General features: G+C 74.1%; 18 protein-coding genes. 5 read left to right on the forward strand and 13 right to left on the reverse strand.

Features of this window, described 5'->3' with window-relative positions; all coding sequences use genetic code 11:
• Nucleotides 1-15 precede the first annotated feature (15 nt).
• Nucleotides 16-858, reverse strand: a complete 843-nt coding sequence (gene panC / locus O7546_RS27090) for a pantoate--beta-alanine ligase (RefSeq protein WP_194801945.1) — start codon at nucleotides 856-858, stop codon at nucleotides 16-18.
• Nucleotides 858-1,787, reverse strand: a complete 930-nt coding sequence (locus O7546_RS27095; RefSeq protein ID WP_281600188.1) for a Rossmann-like and DUF2520 domain-containing protein — start codon at nucleotides 1,785-1,787, stop codon at nucleotides 858-860. Before O7546_RS27095 ends, panC begins: the two co-directional genes overlap by 1 nt.
• Nucleotides 1,788-1,980: 193 nt before the next feature.
• On the opposite strand from O7546_RS27095, the gene O7546_RS27100 reads away from it, so the two are divergent.
• On the forward strand, nucleotides 1,981-2,958 hold the full coding sequence (locus O7546_RS27100) for an SAM-dependent methyltransferase (protein WP_281601188.1): 978 nt from the start codon (nucleotides 1,981-1,983) through the stop codon (nucleotides 2,956-2,958).
• Nucleotides 2,955-4,124 (forward strand): NADH-quinone oxidoreductase subunit D, encoded by a 1,170-nt coding sequence (locus O7546_RS27105; RefSeq protein ID WP_281600189.1) that lies wholly within the window; start codon nucleotides 2,955-2,957, stop codon nucleotides 4,122-4,124. Before O7546_RS27100 ends, O7546_RS27105 begins: the two co-directional genes overlap by 4 nt.
• A 9-nt stretch (nucleotides 4,125-4,133) precedes the next feature.
• Here the strand turns inward: O7546_RS27105 and O7546_RS27110 are convergent, their stop codons facing one another.
• The 4 genes from O7546_RS27110 to O7546_RS27125 all read right to left on the reverse strand — a co-directional run bounded on the left by O7546_RS27110 (nucleotide 4,134) and on the right by O7546_RS27125 (nucleotide 8,720).
• The gene (locus tag O7546_RS27110; protein ID WP_281600190.1) at nucleotides 4,134-6,029 is read right to left on the reverse strand and encodes a hypothetical protein; all 1,896 of its coding nucleotides are present in this window, start codon (nucleotides 6,027-6,029) and stop codon (nucleotides 4,134-4,136) included.
• Between the two features lie 124 nt (nucleotides 6,030-6,153).
• Nucleotides 6,154-7,158 (reverse strand): glycine betaine ABC transporter substrate-binding protein, encoded by a 1,005-nt coding sequence (locus O7546_RS27115; RefSeq protein ID WP_091425701.1) that lies wholly within the window; start codon nucleotides 7,156-7,158, stop codon nucleotides 6,154-6,156.
• A 153-nt stretch (nucleotides 7,159-7,311) separates the two neighbouring features.
• The gene (locus tag O7546_RS27120) at nucleotides 7,312-8,034 is read right to left on the reverse strand and encodes an ABC transporter permease subunit (protein ID WP_194801950.1); all 723 of its coding nucleotides are present in this window, start codon (nucleotides 8,032-8,034) and stop codon (nucleotides 7,312-7,314) included.
• Nucleotides 8,031-8,720 carry an ABC transporter permease gene (locus O7546_RS27125; protein ID WP_013288967.1) on the reverse strand — a complete coding sequence of 230 codons (690 nt, stop codon included), beginning with the start codon at nucleotides 8,718-8,720 and terminating at the stop codon, nucleotides 8,031-8,033. Before O7546_RS27125 ends, O7546_RS27120 begins: the two co-directional genes overlap by 4 nt.
• Before the next feature lie 2 nt (nucleotides 8,721-8,722).
• Here O7546_RS27125 and O7546_RS27130 point away from each other — a divergent pair, with 2 nt between their 5' ends.
• A complete protein-coding gene (locus O7546_RS27130) occupies nucleotides 8,723-9,715 on the forward strand; it encodes an ATP-binding cassette domain-containing protein (protein WP_281600191.1) in 993 nt (330 codons plus the stop codon).
• A gap of 2 nt (nucleotides 9,716-9,717) precedes the next feature.
• Here O7546_RS27130 and O7546_RS27135 read toward each other — a convergent pair whose 3' ends face one another.
• The 7 genes from O7546_RS27135 to folP all read right to left on the reverse strand — a co-directional run bounded on the left by O7546_RS27135 (nucleotide 9,718) and on the right by folP (nucleotide 14,349).
• A complete protein-coding gene (locus O7546_RS27135; RefSeq protein WP_013288969.1) occupies nucleotides 9,718-10,209 on the reverse strand; it encodes a hypothetical protein in 492 nt (163 codons plus the stop codon).
• An 83-nt stretch (nucleotides 10,210-10,292) separates the two neighbouring features.
• Nucleotides 10,293-10,595: a hypothetical protein gene (locus O7546_RS27140; RefSeq protein WP_135242344.1), complete on the reverse strand. Its 303-nt coding sequence runs from the start codon at nucleotides 10,593-10,595 to the stop codon at nucleotides 10,293-10,295.
• Between the two features lie 62 nt (nucleotides 10,596-10,657).
• A complete protein-coding gene (locus O7546_RS27145) occupies nucleotides 10,658-11,884 on the reverse strand; it encodes an ABC transporter permease (RefSeq protein WP_194801952.1) in 1,227 nt (408 codons plus the stop codon).
• Nucleotides 11,885-11,998: 114 nt separating this feature from the next.
• Nucleotides 11,999-12,487 carry a DUF3180 domain-containing protein gene (locus tag O7546_RS27150; RefSeq protein WP_120574102.1) on the reverse strand — a complete coding sequence of 163 codons (489 nt, stop codon included), beginning with the start codon at nucleotides 12,485-12,487 and terminating at the stop codon, nucleotides 11,999-12,001.
• A gap of 85 nt (nucleotides 12,488-12,572) precedes the next feature.
• Nucleotides 12,573-13,100: a 2-amino-4-hydroxy-6-hydroxymethyldihydropteridine diphosphokinase gene (gene folK, locus O7546_RS27155; RefSeq protein ID WP_194801953.1), complete on the reverse strand. Its 528-nt coding sequence runs from the start codon at nucleotides 13,098-13,100 to the stop codon at nucleotides 12,573-12,575.
• Nucleotides 13,097-13,456, reverse strand: coding sequence for a dihydroneopterin aldolase (gene folB / locus O7546_RS27160; protein WP_013288974.1), 360 nt, complete (start codon nucleotides 13,454-13,456; stop codon nucleotides 13,097-13,099). The genes folK and folB overlap by 4 nt, the downstream gene beginning before the upstream one ends.
• The gene (gene folP, locus O7546_RS27165; protein ID WP_194801954.1) at nucleotides 13,453-14,349 is read right to left on the reverse strand and encodes a dihydropteroate synthase; all 897 of its coding nucleotides are present in this window, start codon (nucleotides 14,347-14,349) and stop codon (nucleotides 13,453-13,455) included. Before folP ends, folB begins: the two co-directional genes overlap by 4 nt.
• Nucleotides 14,350-14,707: 358 nt before the next feature.
• On the opposite strand from folP, the gene O7546_RS27170 reads away from it, so the two are divergent.
• Together O7546_RS27170 and O7546_RS27175 are read left to right on the forward strand one after the other, a co-directional pair.
• Nucleotides 14,708-15,022: a hypothetical protein gene (locus tag O7546_RS27170; protein ID WP_013288976.1), complete on the forward strand. Its 315-nt coding sequence runs from the start codon at nucleotides 14,708-14,710 to the stop codon at nucleotides 15,020-15,022.
• A gap of 14 nt (nucleotides 15,023-15,036) precedes the next feature.
• Nucleotides 15,037-15,399: a hypothetical protein gene (locus O7546_RS27175; protein ID WP_013288977.1), complete on the forward strand. Its 363-nt coding sequence runs from the start codon at nucleotides 15,037-15,039 to the stop codon at nucleotides 15,397-15,399.
• The last annotated feature ends 39 nt before the right edge of the window (nucleotides 15,400-15,438 follow it).

A 15,438-nucleotide genomic window follows, 5' to 3' on the forward strand; every position in this document is an offset into this window, starting at 1 on the left:
CATTCGTGGTGGGGTTCAGGGACGCGGCGCGAGGTGGATCGCCGTGTTGTCGATCAGGCGGGTGGCGCCGACCCAGGCCGCGATCAGCAGCCGGGCCGGACCGGCGACCGGGCCGGGTTCCAGCTCGGTGTCGGTGAGCACCAGGTAGTCCAGGCGGGCGTCCGGCGCGTCGAAGGCCCGGTGCGCGGCGGCCAGCACCGCGCCCGCGTCCTCACCCCGCTCGGCCGCCGTCGCGCCGGCCCGCAACGCGGCGGACAGGCTCAGCGCGGTCTCCCGCTCGGCCGCCGACAGGTACCGGTTACGGCTGGACATGGCCAGCCCGTCCGGTTCCCGTACGGTCGGCACGCCGACGATCTCGGCCGGCACGTCGAGGTCGCGAACCATCCGGCGGACCAGGGTGAGCTGCTGGTAGTCCTTCTCGCCGAAGAACGCCAGGTCCGGGCGGGTGAGCTGGAGCAGCTTCATGACCACGGTGAGCACGCCGTGGAAGAAACCGGGACGGCTCAGGCCCTCCAGGTCCTCGCCGAGCGGCCCCGGGTCGAGCCGCACGGTCGGTCGGCCCTCCGGGTACATCTCGGTCACCGAGGGCGCGAACACCACGTCCACCCCGGCCCGGCGGCAGATCTCCAGGTCGGTGTCGAGCGTGCGCGGGTAGCGGTCGAAGTCCTCGTTCGGGCCGAACTGCAGCGGGTTCACGAAGATCGTGACGATGACGTGGCCGGTGCGCTCGCGGGCGGCCCGCAGCAGCGCCTCGTGCCCGGCGTGCAGCGCGCCCATGGTCATCACCACGCCGACCGGGCCGGCCATCGCCTCGCGCGCGGCCGCCAGTTCCTTGCGCGTGTGCAGCACCTCGGCCATCAGGCCGCCACCTCGATTCCGTCGAGCACGTTGCGCAGCGCGGCCGCGTCCGCCGGGCGGAGGCGGCCGACCGCGACGGCACGATCAGCCGTCCGTCGTGCCAACGCCAGGTACGCGGGTACGGATTCCGGCGCGGTCCGCGCCAGCCGGTCCAGATGCCGGCGTACGGTGCCCGCGTCGCCCCGCGACACCGGGCCGGTGAGGGCGTCGTCGCCCAGCCGCAGCGCGTTCTCCAGCGCCGCCCGCAGCAGCGGGGCGAGCACCTTCTCCGGCCGCTCCACCCCGGCGTCGCGCAGCCGGTCGGCCGCCTCGTTGACGAGCGTCACCAGGTGGTTCGCGCCGTGCGCGAGCGCCGCGTGGTAGAGCGGCCGATCGTTCTCACCGACCCACTCCGGTACGCCGCCCAGGTCGGCCACCAGCCGGGCCGCGAACGGGCGCAGCTCGGCCGGGGCGGTCACCCCGTAGGAGATGCCGGGCAGGCGGGACAGGTCATCCGGCGTACCGGTGAAGGTCATCGCGGGGTGCAGCGCGAGCGGCCGGGCGCCCGCCTCGACGGCCGGGGCCAGCGCGGCGAGCCCGTGCGCGCCGGACGTGTGCGCCACCACCTGGCCGGGGCGCAGCGCGCCGCTCTCGGCCAGGTCGGCGATCACGCCCGCCAGCGCGTCGTCCGGGACCGCGACGATCAGCAGGTCGGCGGCGGCGCGCGCCACGGCGGACGCGGAACGGTGCGGGGTCTGCGGCAGCAGCAGCGCCATCCGGGCCTTCGTCGCGCCCGAGGCACCGGACGCGGCGACCACCCGGTGACCGGCGGCGGCGAGGGCCGCGCCCAGCACGGCGCCGACCCGGCCGGCGCCGAGGACGCCGACGGCGAGGGTACGCGGGAAGACGAGCGGGGCAGCGGTGGCCCGGGGGCGCAGCGGTGCGCTCATGGCAGCGATCCAGTCCTCGAAGGGGGTACCGGTCGATGGCAAGTATGCGCCCGGGTGACAGACCCGGAACAAGAAGGTGTGAAAACCTTCACCGACCGCCGGAAGCGGCTGCCGCGGTGGCGGGCAAACCGCCCGTTCGGGTACGTCCCGTAGGGTCGGCACGGTGACCACCCCGCTGCGCTGGCGCGACGCGATGGAGCGGGCGCTGTACGGGCCGGACGGCTTCTTCGTCTCCGGCGCCGGGCCTGCCGCGCACTTCCGCACGAGCGTGCACGCCTCACCCGTCTTCGCCGCCTGCATGCTGCGGCAGCTCGAGACGGTGGACGCGGCGCTGGGGCACCCGGCCCGGCTGGACGTGGTGGACGTGGGCGCGGGCCGGGGCGAACTGCTCCGGGCGCTGCTGTCCCGGGCCGCACCCGAACTGGCCGCCCGGCTCAGGCCGGTAGCCGTGGAACGAGCCCCCCGCCCGCCGGACCTGCCCTCGCAGATCGACTGGCGCCCCGACATCCCGGACGGCATCACCGGCCTGCTCCTGGCGACGGAATGGCTGGACAACGTCCCAGTGGACGTGGCGGTCCACACCCCCGAGGGCCGGCGCCTCCTCCTGGTGAACCCGAAAACCGGCGAGGAGACGATGGGCCCGCCCCCGTCCCCCACCGACACCACCTGGCTGACCACCTGGTGGCCCCCCACCCCCACCCGGGGCGGTGAGAGGGCGGAGATCGGGGTGGGACGGGATCTGGCCTGGGCCGAGGCTGTGGGGAAGGTGGCGCGGGGGGTGGCGCTCGCGGTGGACTACGGGCATCTGCGGGACTCGCGTCCCCTGGACGGGACGTTGACCGGGTATCGGGGTGGGCGGCAGGTGCCGCCGGTTCCGGACGGGTCGTGCGACGTGACGGCGCACGTCGCCATGGACTCGGTCGCCTCCGCCGGTGAGCGGGTCGCGCGGTGCGCGTACTCCCTGGTCTCTCAGCGGGAGGCGCTGCGGGCGCTCGGGGCCGACGGCGGGCGACCGCCGCTGAGCCTGGCCTCCCGCGACCCGGCCGGCTACCTGCGGGCGCTCGCCGCGGCGTCGGCGGCGGCCGAACTGACCGACCCGGCCGGGCTCGGCGGGCACCTGTGGCTGCGGCAGCCGGTCGGCGTCGCGCTCGACGCGGTCGTGGCACGATGACGGGCATGACCACGGACGCCGCCGACCTCCGCGAGCTGACAGTCGGTACCGGCGCCGGCGGTGAGCAGCTCGGCACCGACATGGTGCTCAACATCGGGCCGCAACACCCCTCCACGCACGGCGTGCTGCGGCTGAAGCTGGTGCTCGACGGGGAGCGGGTGGTCGCCGCCGAACCGATCGTCGGCTACATGCACCGGGGGGCGGAGAAGCTCTTCGAGGTACGCGACTACCGGCAGATCATCGTGCTGGCGAACCGGCACGACTGGTTGTCGGCGTTCTCCAACGAGCTGGGCGTGGTGCTCGCGGTCGAGCGACTGATGGGCATGGAGGTACCGGAACGCGCCACCTGGCTGCGGATGGCGCTGGCCGAGCTGAACCGGGTGCTCAACCACCTGATGTTCCTCGGCTCGTACCCGCTTGAGATCGGCGCGATCACGCCGATGTTCTACGCGTTCCGGGAACGGGAGACCATCCAGGCCGTGATGGAGGAGGTCTCCGGCGGCCGGATCCACTACATGTTCAACCGGGTCGGCGGCCTGAAGGAGGAGGTGCCGTCCGGCTGGACCGAGCGTGCCCGCGCCGCCATCGCCGAGGTACGCCGCCGGATGCCCGACCTGGACAACCTGATCCGGCGCAACGAGATCTTCCTGGCCCGTACCGTCGGGGTCGGCGTGCTCTCCGCCGCCGACGCCGCCGCGTTCGGCGCGTCCGGGCCGGTCGCCCGCGCCTCCGGGCTCGACCTCGACCTGCGCCGCGACGAGCCCTACCTGGCCTATGACCAGCTCGACGTGCCGGTGGTGACGAAGACCGCCGGCGACTGTCACGCCCGCTTCGAGGTGCTGCTCGACCAGGTGTACGCCTCGCTCGACCTCGCCGAGCAGTGCCTGGACCGGGTGGACCGGATCAGCGGGCCGGTGAACACGCGGCTGCCGAAGGTGCTGAAGGCCCCCGAGGGGCACACGTACGCCTGGACCGAGAACCCGCTCGGCATCAACGGCTACTACCTGGTGTCCCGGGGCGAGAAGACGCCGTGGCGGATGAAGCTGCGCACCGCCTCGTACGCGAACGTGCAGGCGCTGTCGTCGCTGCTGCCCGGCTGCCTGGTGCCGGACCTGATCGCCATCCTCGGCTCGATGTTCTTCGTGGTGGGCGACATCGACAAGTAGCCGGCGGGGTCAGCGCCAGCGGTCGGCGGTGTCCCGGTACGGCCGGCCGTGTGCACCGTGCTCCGGGCTCCGCCACTCCGGTTCCGCCGGCCGCCATTCCGGCTCGGGCCGACGCCACTGCTCCGGTTCGGGCTGACGCGCTTCCGGCTGACGCCAATCCGGCTCGACCTGGTGCGTTCGCCACTCCGGTTCGGCCTGGTGCCGGTCCGGTGCCGGCTGACTCCACTCCGGTTCGGGCCGGTGCCACTCCGGCGGCGGCTGACGCCATTCCGGCTGGCCGCTGCGCTGCGTCGGCGGCCGCCACTCGTCCGGCACCGGCACCCCACCGGCCGGCAGCGCCGGGTGGCTCTCCCTCTCCCCGGACCAGCGGTCGTCGGTTCCGTCCGGCCCGCTCGCGTCTGGCCTGCCGCCGCGCACCGACGCCCACCGGTCCTCGACCCGGTACTCGGTACCGCCACCGTCGGCGTGCACTGCGGCCCGCCGTTCCCCGAGCCGGATCTCCCGGCCGTCACCGTCGTCGCGTACCGCTGCCCACCGATTGCCGGCCCGCATCTCGGACCACTGGTCGCCGCCGGCGCCCGCCCGGTCCGCCGGTTCGCCCGCCGCCGGCCAGGTACTCGCCGCCCGGCCTGCCCGGTCCTCACCAGCGCCGGACCACTGCCGCTGCTCCTCCGCTGCCGTCCGGCCCTGGTCGTGGCCGCTCGACCAACCGCCCCCGGCGGTACGTCCGGACCAGCCCTGTTCTCCGGCAGTGGCCCGGCCGACACCCGCCCACGGATGCTCGGCGCCCAGCCGTCCGGGGTCGGTCCACGAGTGCCCGTCGTCGCCGGCACCGGTGCCCCAGCCACCGTCGTCCGGCCCGGCCCGACGACCTGTCCGGTCGTCCCGGCCCGATTCGCGGTGGCCCGCGCGCCACTGGTCGGCCGGGTCCGTGCCCCGGGACCGGTCCTCGTCCGACCAGCCGCCGGGGAATCCGCCGTACCGGCTTCCGGCCGGTTCACCACCGCCGACGATGGTGTGCCGGGTGGTGACGTGCACCGTCTCGGTGTGGTGGACCACGCCGACCGGGCGGCTCTCCGGCCTGGGCATCGGCTCGGACACCCGCGCCGCGCCGTACACCCCGCTCGCCTGCCGGTCCGGCCGTGCGGTGGCCCGCGCCGGCTCGGCGTCGTGCCGACCGGCCCTTGGCGAGTCGGCGTCGTAGTGGCCGGCCCGCGCCGGCTCGGCGTCGTAGCGGCCCGCCCTTGGCGAGTCGGCGTCGTAGCGGCCGGTCCGGGACGGGGCGGCGTCGTGGTGGCCGGTCCGAGGCGGGTCCGCGTCGTAGTGGCCCGCCCGGGACGCGTCGGCATCGGTTCCGTAGCGGCCGCCGGAGTACGCCGGCCGGGCCGGTTCGTCGTCGTCCCGGCCGGCCGGCTGCGCCCGGCCGACGTCGGACGTGCCGGTGACCGGTACCCTCGCCGCACCGCTCGGGCGCTCCGGCGCCGGCGCGGAGGCGGACGCCGAGGTGGACACGGGCGCGGACGCCAGTCCGGCGGCGGCCGCGTCGAGCCGGTGCCGTAGCGCGCCGGCCACCTCCTCGGCCCGTCGTGCCTGGTCGAGCGCCTGGTTGCCGCGCTGGGCGGCGGCCACGATCTCGGCCCGCAACTCCCGCCGGAGCTGCGCCAGCTCCTCGCGCAGTTCCTCGGCCTCCGCACCTGCGGAAACGTTGTCCGGCCGCAGCGCGATGGACAGACCGATGAGCACGACCGCGAGGATCGCCAGGACCGCGCCGAACCGGAGCGAGCCGTTGCCGTCGGCGACCAGCAGGATGAGCGCGGCCAGGGGCGCCAGCCCCACACCGACCCAGAACAGGACGTTGAGCAGGGCAGGCGTGCTCTTGTCGGCGGGCGCGACCGAGGCTGGCATGGCTGAGCAGAGTACCGAGAGTTCCACCCGAGGGGAACGGGTCGGCGCCACTCGATGAGCGGCCCGCCGAACGGGCTGCCCGTGCCGCCGGCCGGCACGCGTGGCGCCGGCCGGCGGTGCCGGGTCAGCTCGTGGCCAGCGCCGCGTCGGAGGAGAAGACCAGGCCGACGCTCGCCGAGCCGGTCTTCAGCGCGTTCTTGGTCTGCGGGCCGCCCGCGTCCAGCGAGCTGAACGAGCCGGCCTTGAAGTCGTACACCTCGACCAGACCGGCCTGGCACTTCGGCCGCTGCGGGCACTCCGGCGGCCCGGCCAGCACGGTGGCCTGGCCGGAGCACTTGGCGGCCAGCTCGGAGAGCGTGGACACGCCGTACTTGTCGGCGAACGCCTTGGTGACGGCGAACGCGTTCTGGTCCTGCGCCTGAGACGGCTGGCCGAAGACCAGGCCGGCCTTGTCACCCTCGGTCTTCAGCGCCGCGACGGTCTTGTCCAGCTCCGGGGAGGAGACGGGCTGGGCGTCCTTGCCGTTCGCCTTGGTGTTGAGGAACTCCGCCATGGTGGCGGCGTACTCCGGGACGACCTGGATCTGGCCCTTCTCCAGGGCCGGCTCGTAGAGCTCCCGGTTGCCGATGGTCTGCACCTTGACCTGGTAGCCGGCCGCGGTGAGCGCGATCTTGTAGAGCTCGGCGATGGTCTGGCTCTCGCTGAAGTTGCCGGCGCCGACCGTGATCTGACCGCCCGGGCCCTTCTCGATCCCGTCGGTCACGCCGTTTGCGGAGGCGAACTCCTGCGCCGCGACCTGGGGCGTCTTGCGGTCGACGTCGACCGCCCGGTTGAGCTGGATCAGCTTCGGGGTGTCGAGCTTCGCGGAGACCTTGTCCAGCGCGGCGACGAGCTGCGGCGTGGCCGCCTTCGCGTTGATCGCCGGGATGACGTTGTCGGTGTTCTGGAGCTTCTTGTCGTCGGTCAGGACGACGAGCTGGTCACCGGCCACCGGAGCGCAGCCCGCCCCCGAGGCGCCCTGCTCGGGCGCGTCGGTGCCGGACGAGCCGGCGTCGCCGCACCCGGTGAGGAGAACAGCCGCGGTGAGTGCGCCGAGCGCCCCCGCGGCCAGTGTCGTACGCGCGCGCATCAGTGCCCGCCTTCCGTGTCCCGGCGCGACCCCCTCGGGCCGGCCGCGTGTCCGACGGGCGATCCGGACGGCCACCCGCGACTCCAGCCAATATCCTCCAGACCCGACCGACAAACTCGGAGCGGTTTTCGTCATCCGATCGTCACCGACGGCTCAACTGCCGGTCGTCGCCGCCGTCGCGCGGCGGTTCGCCCGCCGGCGCTCCCGGCGCAGCGGGCGGGGCGTGACCACCCGCTCCACCAGCGCGAGCACCCCCTCGACGAGCAGCGCCAACCCGGCCACCAGCACCCCGCCGGCGATGATCTGGCCCCCGCCGGCGGCGATGTCGAGCCCGAACCCGGCCCGGATGATCTGGCCCAGCCCACCGCCGTTGACGAACGAGGCGAGCGCGGCGGTGGCCACCACCTGAACCGCCGCGGTGCGGAAGCCGGCCGCCAGGTAGGGCACCGCGAGCGGCAGCTCCACCCGGCGCAGCACCTGCCCGCCGGACAGGCCCATCCCCCGGGCCGCGTCCCGGGCCTCCGGGTCGGCCTGCCGCACCCCGGTGAACGCGTTGGCCAGCAGCGGCGGAATCGCGAAGACCGCGAGCGCCACCACCACGGCCGGGCGGCCGAAACCGAGGAACGTCAGCGGGAGGATGGTCAGCAGCGCCAGCGTCGGGATCGCCAGTGTGACGTTGGAGACCAGCAGGACCAGCCCTCCGCCCCGGCCGCTGTGCCCGAGCCAGAGCCCGATCGGCCAGGCCACCAGGCAGCCCAGCAGCACCGCCAGCGCGGACATGCTCAGGTGCTCGCCGAGGCGGTCCAGCACGCCGCCGGGGTTGGTCCAGTTCAACGGGTCGTTCAGCCAGACCACTGCCTGCTCGACGGGGTTCACCGGGCGGACCTCCCGCGCAGCCAGGGGGTGAGCAGGCGGCCCACGCCCGCCAGCACCAGGTCGAGCACCAGCGCCAGCAGCACGCACAGCACCGTGCCGGCCATGATCTGCGCCTTGTAGAAGTTGTTCTGGAAGCCCGCGAAGATGAGCTGCCCGAGCCCGCCCCGGCCGACCACCACCCCGACGGTGACGAGCGCGACAGTGGACACGGTCGCCAGCCGTACGCCGGTGAGGATGCCGGGCAGCGCCAGCGGCAGCTCGATCCGGAACAGCCGGCCCCACCTGCCGTACCCCATGCCCTCGGCGGCCTCGCGGACCTCGGGCGGCACCTGGTTCAGCCCGGCCAGCGCGTTGCGCACGATCACCAGCAGCGCGTACAGCGCGACGACGGTGAGCACGGTGATCGCGCCGATGCCCAGGTACGGCGCGAGGAACGCGAACAACGCCAGCGACGGGACGGTGTAGAGCACCCCGGTCACCGCCAGGATGGGCGCCGACAACGACCGGAACCAGTACGCGAGCACCGCGAGCGGCAACGCCACCAGCGCGGCGATCACCACGGCGCGTGCGGTCAGCCAGGTGTGCTCCCGCAGCGCGGCGAGGATCGTGTCAGAGTTGTCCCGCACGTACTGCCAGGAGAACCACGGATTACCCGGGTCGGCCCGGTAGCTCAGGTGGAGGGACACACGTGGACGGTACCCCGGGAAGCGCCGCCGGAGGCGGCGCGGCGTCGATCACGCTGGAGCGCATCCGCAAGCGCTACCCGGACGGCACCGAGGCGGTACGCGAGCTGAGCCTGGAGGTCGCGGCCGGCGAACTGGTGGTGCTGATCGGCCCGTCCGGCTGCGGCAAGTCGACGGTGCTGCGCATGATCAACCGACTGATCGAGCCGACCGACGGGCGGATCCTGCTCGGCGACGACGACGTCACCCGGGTCGACCCGGTGGCGCTGCGCCGCCGCATCGGGTACGTCATCCAGAACGTCGGACTGTTCCCGCACCAGACCGTCGCCGCGAACGTGGCGACCGTGCCGGGGCTGTTGGGCTGGCCGAAGCAGCGCACCCGGGACCGGGTCGGCGAGCTGCTGGAACTCGTCGGTCTGGACCCGGCGCAGTTCGGCAGGCGGTACCCGCACGAGCTGTCCGGCGGGCAGCGGCAGCGGGTCGGCGTGGCCCGGGCACTCGCCGCCGACCCGGTGGTGCTGCTGATGGACGAGCCGTTCTCGGCGGTGGACCCGATCGTCCGGACCCGTCTGCAGGAGGAGTTCCTGCGGTTGCAGGCCGAGGTACGCAAGACGATCGTGCTGGTCACCCACGACCTCGACGAGGCGGTCCGGCTGGGCGACCGGATCGCGGTGCTGTCCGAGGGCGGCCGGCTGGAGCAGTACGACAGCCCCGCCGCGCTGCTCGGCTCGCCCGCCTCGGACTTCGTCCGCGAGTTCGTCGGCGCCGACCGGGGCATCCGGCGGCTCGCGGTCACGCCGGTGACCCGCGCGGTGCTCGACCCGCTCCCGGCCGACGGCGGCACCGGCCTGCCCACCGTGGCGCTCGGCGACTCGGCGTACGACGCGCTCGGCGCGCTTCTCACCTCCGGTGCCGAGCACGTGGTGGTGACCGAGGAGGGCCGGGCGGTGGGGCTGCTCACCCGCACCCGGGTGCTGGCCCTCGGTGCTGTGGACTGAGGTCAGGCCCGGCCGCCGAGGCTGGCCAGTCCGACGATCCAGCCGGCGAAGAAGCCGTACGTGACGCCGGTGCTGGCGGCCTGGAACGCGGCGAACAGCGAGCCGTGCGGGCCGAGGAGCGTGGCGAGCAGGGCGCTGAGCCCGCCCGCGAGCGCGTACGCACCCCAGCCGGAGAGGAACTGGCTGCCCGAGGACGTCACCCGGTCGACCTGCGGGCCGGGCAGCAGGTACAGCAGTGCCGCGGCCAGCACGAGCAGCAGGATCGCCCGCAGGTTGGTGGCGAACACGCCCTCGTCCGCCTGCCACCGCCAGGACGGCCAGGCGAGCAGCCGCAGGAACCAGCCACCCGCGCCGGTCGGGTCGGTGCCGCGCTGCGCCCAGTCCACGTACATCGGACTGCCGCCGACGGCGACGAGCAGGAACGCGGCGAGCGTGCCGGTGCCGGCGGCCGTGCCGTACCGGGGGACGGTGCGGGGGCGGTTGCTCAGAGCCATGCGGCGGTCAGTTCCCGGCCGGTCCCGCCGGGCAAACCTGCGCAACCGGTCGGCCGCCGTCGGCCGACGGGCAGTCATCGACCTCAGTGCTTCATCAGGTAGTCGATGAAGGCGGCGCGCAGCAGCGGCGCGGACTCGTCGTAGCCGTGCCCGGTCAGCTCACGCCAGAGCGCGTTCGCCTCGTCGATGGTCGGGCCGATCGAGTTCGGTGCGCCGTCCAGCGCGGCGGCCTCGTCGGCGTTGGGCAGGTGCCGCAGGACCGACCAGAAGAAGCCCACGTCGCGGCGGTCGCGCGCCAGGTTGAACGCCTGCTCGCGCAGTTCCTCGGTGGAGAGCTTGTCGAGCTCGTCGAAGGTGCGGCCACCGGGGGCAGGAGTATCGGTCATGCCGCCGAGCCTAACCGGAGAGATCAGTCCGGGCGCGCCGGACGCACGGCCACCGCCGGGGGTCAGCGGTCGTCGGCGTCCCAGCGCCGGGGTTCGGTGTCCCAGCGCGGCGCCTCCCACGCCTCGACGGGGGTGTCGTGCTGGCGTACCGGGAGCACCGAGGGCCAGGCGTCGGCCGGTTCGGGCGGCGGGGTCATCGTCCAGCCGCCGCTCAGCGCGCCGTCCCGGGCCGGGCGGACCGGGCCGAGCGGACCCGGCGGTGCCGGGTGGGGACGGCCGAACGTCTCGACCAGCCGGGTGACGAGCAGGCCGGCGCCGAGCACGGCGCCGCCGAGCGCCCACCGGCTGACCGTCCAGCCGTGCGGCACGGTCCAGGCCAGGAACACCACCACCAGGCAGACCGCGAACAGGGTGCCGAAGATGCCGCCGCGCCGCCCGTACGCGCTGGTGCCGGCGAGCATCACCGTGCCGACCGCCAGCACGGTCCAGTCCAGTCCGGTGCCGGGCGCGACCTGGCCGTCCCCGTTCGCCGCGATCAGCACGCCGCCCAGCATCGCCAGCACGGTGGACCCGACGAGCGCCAGCGCGGTCACCGTGGCGGCCGCCACGCCGCGCCGCCGGGCCGGGTCGGCGACCGGACGGAACCGGCCGATCAGCCGGCGTACCGGTCTCATCGCGGCGAACAGGCCACCGAGGACGGCGACCGCGGCGAAGCCCACGAAGAAGTACAGCGCGCTGCCGCGCGGGTCGTAGTCGCCCTGCACCGTCACCGGGGCGGTCCGCCGTTCCAGGTAGACGATCACACCGGCTGCCCCGGCCAGGCTCGCCGCCCATCCGGGCACGTGCAGCACCACCACGGCCAGGGCGAGCGCCAGCCCGGCCGCCGCCGCGATCGCCAGCGCCGGCAGCAGCGCCTCCCGCATGCCCCGGTCGCCCTGCTCGGCGAAGTGCAGGGCGGCGGCCAGCGCGACCGGCCCGATCGCCAGGTTCACCGCGCCGGCCCGCAGGCTCAGGCCGGCGGCGAGGGCGAGCAGGCCCAGCGCCGCCACGTCGACGAGCAGCGTCTTCAGGGAGCCGCCGCGCAGCGCGTCCGAGTCCTCCCGCCAGAGCAGCCAGGCCATCGCGACCAGGCCGGCGAGCAGCACGAACTCCCAGAACACGTGCACCGCGATCCGGTCCCGGCCGGGTTCGCCGTGGGCCGGGTCGTCGAAGACGTTCTCCAGTACGGCAGCGGGCACCCCGGACGACGTCTCCGGCGGCGCTGTCCGGCCCGCATCGTCGTACGCCATTGGCTCGCGCCTCCCCCAGGTGGCCGCGTCCGGCCCACGGGCGGGCGGACCGGTGGCGGCCGTCGCTCTCCGGTCGCCAGGGACGGTACCGCCGGGCCGGGGTGGGGGGAACCCTCAGAGACGCCCGCGGGGCGTCTCCCGGTCACCGGGCTCGCGGTCCTCGTCGTCCTCCTGCTCCGGCACCCGGCAGGAGCGTTCCAGCCAGAGCGCGGCCGCGACCAGCGCCAGCGCGGCGATGAGGCCGCCGAGCGCGGCCGGCCGATCGCCCACCGCGGCGTTCGTGCGTTCCACGAACAGCCAGCCGGTCAGCCCGGCGTAGAAGCCGGCGAAGATGGCCCCGGCCAGCGCCGACGCCTTGGCCAGCACGACGAACCGGGCGACCAGCAGCGGGTTGACCGGCTCCCGGCCGGGCCGCCGCTCGATCCGGCCCCGGGTGTTCACCGCCGCGTAGCCCTCCAGCACGGCCAGCCCGGCCAGCGTGATCACCGGCAGCCAGGGCAGGTCGGGGGCGAAGTCGTAGTAGAAGCCGCTGATCAGCAGCCAGGCCACCGCGGCGGCGGCCAGGCCGGCCACCACGAGGGTGGAGGCCCGGGTCGGCCCCATCCGGAAGCGGTCGGGCCCCTGCGGGGAGCGGTCGGTGCTCACCGCACCTCCTCAGCTCGCCACTGCCGGGCCACGATCCACCGGGTCATGTGTCCGACTCTAGCGCCAGATCGGGTCGCGGGCTCAGTTCCAGGGCGTCCCCGGCGAGCGGCTCGGCGTTGAGCAGATCGGTCAGCCAGCCGTGCCCGGGCAGCCGGCCGTGCGGCTCGATGTCGATCCACGGGCGCAGCACGAAGGCGCGCAGGTGGGCCCGGGGGTGCGGCAGGATCAGCTCGGGGTCGTCGCGGAGCACCGGCTCGCCGGCGTCGTCCCAGACCGCGATCACGTCCACGTCGAGCGTGCGCGGCCCGTACCGTCGTTGCGGGTCGCGGTCGCGCCCGGCCGCCGCCTCCGCGGCCCGGGCGCACTCCAGCCAGTCATCCGGCGCCGCCGCCGGGTCCGCGACCATCACCGCGGCGTTCAGGTACGCGGGCTGGTCGGCGTCCCCCCACGGTGGAGTCTCGTAGACGCCGGAGACCACGAGCACCCGGTCGCCGAGCGCGGCCACCGCGCCGCGCAGATGGCCGAGCCGGTCGCCCAGGTTGCTGCCGATCGACAGCACGGCCCGGGTCATCGGGTACGCCTCATCGTGACCGCGACGTCCCGGAAGGCGTGCGGGATCGGGGCCTCCGGCTTGTGCACGGTCACCGTCGCGGCGGCCACCAGCGGCTCGGCCAGGCAGACCGCGAGCAGCCGGTCGGCGAGTGTCTCGATGAGGTTCACCGGCTCGCCGGTGATCACCGCGACCAGACGTTCGGCGAGTTCGCCGTAGTGCACGGTGTCGGTCACCTCGTCCGAGCGCGCGGCCGGGCCCAGGTCCAGTTCGAGCACCGCGTCGACCACGAACTCCTGCCCCTGGGCGCGCTCGAAGTCGTAGACGCCGTGGCGGCCGTGCGCGCGCAGGCCGGTCAGCTCGATCCGGTCGCTCATCTGTCGCCTCCGCTCGTGCCGGTGGCCGCTTCCGCCGGCCGGGTGCCGGTCGCGGTGGCGAGCCGGGGGCTGCCGGTGGCGCGCCAGACGGCGAGCGCGTCGGCGGTGGCGCGGACGTCGTGCACGCGTACCCCCCAGGCGCCGGCCGCGACGGCGAGCACGCTCGTCGCGACGGTCGCGGCCTCCCGCCCGGCGGTGGGGCGTGGTTCGCCGGCCGGGTCGGCGAGCAACCGGCCCAGGTAGGACTTGCGGCTCGCCCCGAACAGCACCGGGAAGCCCAGGTCGACCAGCTCGGGCAGGCGGGCGCTCAGCGCCCAGTTGTGCGCGGCGGTCTTCGCGAAGCCCAGGCCCGGGTCCACGATGATCCGGTCGGCGGCCACCCCGGCGGCGAGCGCGGCGTCGACGCGCCGGCTCAGCTCGTCCCGGACCTCGGCCACCACGTCGGTGTACGTCGCCAGCTCCCGCATCCCCCGCGAGTGACCCCGCCAGTGCATGAGCACCCAGGGGCAGCCGGCGTCGCGAACCACCCGGGCCATGTCCGGGTCGGCGAGGCCGCCGGAGACGTCGTTCACCACGTACGCGCCGGCGGCGAGGACCGCCTCGGCGACCCGGGCGCGGCTGGTGTCGATGCTGACGAGGATGCCGGCGGCGCTCAGCTCGCGGACCACGGGCAGCACCCGGGCGGTCTCCGTCTCCGCGTCGACCCGCTCGGCGCCGGGCCGGGTGGACTCGCCACCCACGTCGATCAGGTCGGCGCCGTCCCCCCGCAGTCGCACCCCGTGTGCGACTGCCGCGCCCAGATCGGCGTATCTGCCGCCGTCGGAGAAGGAGTCGGGCGTGACGTTGAGGACGCCCATCACCACCGGGGCCTCCGCCCGTACCAGATCGGTCACGGACCCGACAGTACCGTTCGCCGGCAGGGCTTCCGGCCACCGGGCGAGCGCGCGACGCGGCACCCCTGACGTGCACATTGGAACAGGTGTACGATCGGTCATCCGGGCCGTCGGAGGTCGACTCTTCACGGCTTGTCGCAAAGGTGGCCGGGCCGTACGCTTTGGAATTGCCCAGCATCGAGATGGCGAAGCCTGGAGGGAGGGCCGAAGCGGGAAGAATCCCCCCAAAACTCACCACTCTGCGTGGTGGGTGACGGACTCAGCGTTGACGGCGCTGTCTCTGACGAGCACCATCCCGCCAGGCTTGCCTACTTGCACCAACGCGGCGCCGCCGGCCGCGACCTTGGGGAGGTTTCCAGTGATCGCCATCGAGCTCATGGCAACGGCGTCCAGTGCCGTCGACCACGCGCTCCACACCCTGGCGTCGACTCCACTCGCCGAGCCGGCACCGAAGGGCATCGACACCGACAACGTCGTCACCTTCTTCGCCAGCAAGATCGCGCCGATCCTGCTCGCGGTCCTCGGGGTGATCTTCATCGGCCGGGCCAGCCGGGGTGAGATCTCCAAGGTGCTGACCAGCTCGGCCATCGCCATCATCGGCCTGGCCTTCATCGCCGGAGCGGCAACACTCTTCTTCGTCGGCGACTACCTGATCAACCTGATCTTCGAGTAGGGCGCTGGGCGACGATGCGGCTGCGCACCGACGACGACATCTACCGGGCACGCCTCGTCTACCTGGGGCCGCCCGGGTACACCCTTCCCGTCCACCTGCCGTACGCCCAGTACGGCCTGTTCATGCTGCTCGTACCCCTCTACATGTTCATCCACTGGCTGTTCACGCTCCAGGTCGAGCTGTTCCCCGCATGGGAGATCTCGCTGGCGATCGTGACGACCTCGTTCATCTTCCGGTACGTCGACCCGGACCGGCCCGCGCGCATGGTCATCCGGACCGCGCTGACCGACTGGCGACGCACCCGGGAACCGGCCACCGAGCAGCGGGATCCGCGGCTCGTCGCGAGCCGGATCAGGATCCGGGAGGAACTGGCATGACCGGGCGTACGACAACCGTGCAGACGAACGACGCGGGTG

It is taken from the genome of Micromonospora sp. WMMA1976, from assembly GCF_027497335.1.
GTDB lineage: Bacteria > Actinomycetota > Actinomycetes > Mycobacteriales > Micromonosporaceae > Micromonospora > Micromonospora aurantiaca.